Source organism: Flavobacterium sp., from assembly GCF_046153165.1.
Classification (GTDB): Bacteria; Bacteroidota; Bacteroidia; order Flavobacteriales; family Flavobacteriaceae; genus Flavobacterium.
Genome location: NZ_JBJXEN010000076.1, coordinates 1 through 4,205 on the forward strand (window position 1 = coordinate 1; position 4,205 = coordinate 4,205).

A 4,205-nucleotide genomic window follows, 5' to 3' on the forward strand; every position below is an offset into this window, starting at 1 on the left:
AAAATATAAATACCTCCAAAATTTCCATAAACCTTTCCAAGACCTATATTATAGTTCGTTTTTTTAAAACACTCTAACGCTTTATAATTGTTTTGCAAAGCAAGCTCTTGTTTTCCCATTGCATTATCGCAATAACCGATATTATAAAAGGCATCTCCTAAATTGTTATAACTATAGTAATCATTCGCTTTAACAGATGTTATTTTGAGGTAATTATCAATTGCTTTTTGATATTCTCCCTTATCACTATAATAATTTGCAATATAGGAGTACAAAAAAGTAGTTTTATTTTTTTCTATTTTTTCTTTATAATTTGCTGCAAAATCATTTATTTTTTTTGAAAAATCTTCATCAAACGAAAGATTGCTAATTTTTAATTCTGCAACAATTTCTAATGCTTTTGCTGCATCATTAAAATTTTCAGTTTTAATTTTCGAGTCATAATAAGTATTAAATTTTTTTGAATAATCAGGACTTTTATAATTTTTTCCTTCTTTCAGCCATAAGCAAGTAGCATCTAATCTCTCTTCATTGGGCTTAACGTACAAATCATTTTTATGATTTTCTTTTTTACATGAAACCAATAAAAATATGGCAATTAGAAAATTAATCAAAAAAATATTTCTGTTCATAAATTATAAATTTCAATACAAAAGTAATTTTTAAATAATCAAAGACAAATGGTTCTAAAAAAACAAGGGGTAGCCCTTATATGATTTTGTTTCTTATTGATACAAATTTGCAATCTAATATTAATACAAAATGAAATGAAAAAAACACTATTTATTTTTGTTATATCGATGAGCATTTCTTCAATAGCGCAACAAGCGACAACTTCCTCTGGCGGAAACGGTATAGGAGTAGGTGGTTCTACAAGTTATTCTATTGGACAAGTTGCCTATATGACACAAACTGGTTCAACTGGTTCTATGACGCAAGGTGTTCAACAAGCTTACGAAATTTTTACACTTGGAGTAAATAATTTTCCAGAAATTAAACTTTCGATGTCAGTTTATCCTAATCCAACTATTTCAAATATTACTCTAAAAGTAGAAGATTTGAGTTTAAATGATTTAAAAATTGAATTGTTTGATACCAATGGAAGACAGATTCAATCAAGAAAAGTACAAAGTACTAACACATTTATTGATTTAGAAAATTTACCATCGTCCACTTATATCCTTAAAGTTGAAAGTGAAAACAAAACTATAAAAACGTTTAAAATTATTAAGAATTAAATCCTTTAAATTATGAAACCAATAAAAAACATCGATAAGATAGTATTTTTTCTTTCTTTTTTCTTCTTTTTTCTAACCGCAAATGCTCAGTCTCCACAAAAAATGAGCTACCAAGCCGTTATTAGAAATGCAAGTAACAATCTTGTTGCCAATAGTACTGTGGGTATGCAAATTAGCATCCTACAAGGTTCAGCATCTGGAACTATCGTTTATGTAGAAACACAAACACCAACCACAAATATTAATGGTTTAGTAACACTAGAAATTGGGACAGGTACTCTGATTTCAGGAACTTTTGCGACTATAAACTGGGCAAATGGGCCATATTTCATCAAAACCGAAACAGACCCTTCAGGAGGAACAAGCTATTCTATTGTAGGAACAAGCGAGTTTTTGAGTGTTCCTTATGCTTTATACTCATTAAACGGAACGCCTGGTCCACAAGGAATTCAAGGTGTTCCAGGTATTTTACCAAACGGAACAACTGCAGGAAATACAACTTTTTGGAATGGAACTTCTTGGGTAACCAACAATAGTAATCTTTTTAATAATGGTGATAATGTAGGTATTGGAACAAATAATCCACTATTAAAGTTACATATAAACGGAGATGTAAATAACGGACTTGGTACATTGATGTCTAATACTAGTAATGGCACCAATGCTTTTTCGGTTTTAAGCTTAGTCAATAATGGAGTCAATGGTGCACATTTATTTTTAAATTCTACCACTCGAAATACTGATGGTGGTATGAATACAGCAACTTTAAGAAACGATGCAGGAAATTTACGATTACAAGCAGCAGGTTCAGTTGGTCTTACAATTTTAGCCAGCTCAGGAAAAGTAGGTGTAAATAATTCAACACCTACCGAAGAATTAGATGTTACAGGTAAAACAAAAACTTCATTGTTTCAAATGACTTCAGGCTCAGGAACAGGGAAAATATTAACATCAGATGCGATAGGTAATGCCTCTTGGCAGAACAACACCATTCCAGTAGGAACGGCTGCTGGACAAATGCTTTATTGGAACGGAACGACTTGGCTAACAGTCCCTCCAGGCGTTCAAGATCAAACACTTACTTTTTGCAACGGAAAACCTACTTGGGGGCCTTGTCCTCCGGTACTAACAATTGGTCAGAATTACATGGGTGGAAACATTGCCTATATTGATGCTTCTGGACAACATGGACTTATTGCGGGGCCAATTTCTAACACCTTTTCGGCACCTTGGGGTTGTGAAGGAACTGTAACTGGAGCCGTTTCTAATTCTGGAGCAACAAACACAAATACTATTATAGCAGGGTGCAGCGCAGTAACAGCTGCAAAAGTATGTTACGATTTGGTTAGTGGTGGCTATGATGACTGGTATTTGCCGAGTAAAGAAGAGATGTTGTTAATATATCCAAACAAAGCGGTATTAGGATTTCAAGACATGGCATATTGGACATCATCTGAATCTTCTAATACACAAGCTTGGTATTTTCAAATGTTTAATAGTGCTCAAGGGACATATTACAAAGGAAGTGATTTTCCTTTTAGACCTGTTCGTTCTTTTTAATAACAATAAATATAATATGAAATCAATAAAAAACATCAGCAAAACAGTATTTTTCCTGTTTTCTTTCTTCTTTATTCTAAATACAAATGCTCAGTCACCACAAAAAATGAGTTATCAAGCGGTAATTAGAAATGCTAGTAACAATCTTATTGCCAATAGTACAGTGGGAATGCAAATTAGTATTTTGCAAGGTTCATCGTCTGGAACAATTGTGTATTCCGAAACACAAACTCCAACCACCAACATCAATGGTTTAGCAACACTTGAGATAGGAACAGGAAGTGTTGTTTCTGGAACTTTTGCAACAATAAATTGGGCAAATGGCCCTTATTTTATTAAAACTGAAACTGACCCTTCAGGAGGAACAAGCTATTCTATTGTAGGAACAAGCGAATTTTTGAGTGTACCGTATGCTTTATATTCCTTAAATGCGGGCTTAAAATATTTAGGAAAACTACAAACCGATGTTGGATCGTCTGGAACACCAATGATAAACAATAATACATTAACAACTCTTACTTGGTTTACTCCATTTATTGATTATGCTTCTTCTTTGAGTACAGATGGTCAAACAATTACTATTCCTTCTGGGGTTTCAAAAATTAGAATAACGTCTCGGATCTCTTTTCAAATGTTCAATTTAAATACCTCAACAGTTCATCACAAGGCAAATGTTGCAATTACTTTGAACGGAAATAATTACGGTTGGTCCTCTGAACGGATATCTACAAATCAAGATTTTTTATTATTTAACGGTTGGAATTTTTCATCGCCTTTGCTAGATGTTACAGCTGGAGATACTATTCAGATGAAAGTTTATCAAAATAATGGAGTTGATTATGGTTTAGGTTGGGGTTCGATAAATAACACTTTTTTAGTTGTTGAATATTATCAATAAAAACTTTTTTTTGAAAAAATCCCCAACATTATTGAAAGTGTTGGGGATTTTTTATTGGTATAAAATAAAAAAGTCTTTTTTATGCAAAACTAGCCCTGATCGAAACGGTATCCTTTTCCTTTTTTCTTTAAAAAGGGAAAGATATAGTGAAGAGCAGGAATAGCTTCAAATAAAAAATATTATTTTTACACCATGGAAGCACCGTTAGCAGAGCGAATTCGTCCGCAAAATTTACAAGATTATATTAGTCAGTCGCATTTAGTTGGCGAAAATGGCTCTTTGACGCATCAAATTGCGAAAGGAATTATTCCGTCGCTAATTTTTTGGGGACCACCTGGCACGGGAAAAACGACTTTGGCTCAAATTATTGCACAAGAAAGTAAACGTCCGTTTTATATCTTGAGCGCCATAAATTCCGGTGTGAAAGATATTCGAGACGTGATTGAAAAAGCCAAACAAAGTGGTGGATTATTTACAGCTAAAAACCCAATTTTGTTTATCGATGAGAT

At 33.0% G+C, this 4,205-nt stretch carries 5 protein-coding genes; 4 read left to right on the top strand and 1 reads right to left on the bottom strand.

What is annotated here, in order from left to right:
• The coding region (locus tag ACKVOV_RS08925) for a hypothetical protein (RefSeq protein WP_409206416.1) at positions 1–632 on the bottom strand (632 nt) is incomplete at its 3' end.
• Positions 633–767: 135 nt separating this feature from the next.
• On the opposite strand from ACKVOV_RS08925, the gene ACKVOV_RS08930 reads away from it, so the two are divergent.
• The 4 genes from ACKVOV_RS08930 to ACKVOV_RS08945 form a co-directional block, all read left to right on the top strand.
• On the top strand, positions 768–1,238 hold the full coding sequence (locus ACKVOV_RS08930; RefSeq protein WP_409206417.1) for a T9SS type A sorting domain-containing protein: 471 nt from the start codon (positions 768–770) through the stop codon (positions 1,236–1,238).
• Between the two features lie 12 nt (positions 1,239–1,250).
• A complete protein-coding gene (locus ACKVOV_RS08935; RefSeq protein WP_409206418.1) occupies positions 1,251–2,798 on the top strand; it encodes a DUF1566 domain-containing protein in 1,548 nt (515 codons plus the stop codon).
• A gap of 16 nt (positions 2,799–2,814) precedes the next feature.
• Positions 2,815–3,696, top strand: a complete 882-nt coding sequence (locus tag ACKVOV_RS08940) for a hypothetical protein (RefSeq protein ID WP_409206419.1) — start codon at positions 2,815–2,817, stop codon at positions 3,694–3,696.
• A gap of 192 nt (positions 3,697–3,888) precedes the next feature.
• Positions 3,889–4,205 (top strand): AAA family ATPase (locus tag ACKVOV_RS08945; protein WP_409206420.1); only part of this gene is annotated, 317 nt, incomplete at its 3' end.

What these genes read in the sequence shown, in the direction of transcription:
- ACKVOV_RS08930 (WP_409206417.1), top strand. Translation starts at nt 768, where the DNA reads ATGAAAAAAACACTATTTATTTTTGTTATATCGATGAGCATTTCTTCA.
- ACKVOV_RS08935 (WP_409206418.1), top strand. Translation starts at nt 1,251, where the DNA reads ATGAAACCAATAAAAAACATCGATAAGATAGTATTTTTTCTTTCTTTT.
- ACKVOV_RS08940 (WP_409206419.1), top strand. Translation starts at nt 2,815, where the DNA reads ATGAAATCAATAAAAAACATCAGCAAAACAGTATTTTTCCTGTTTTCT.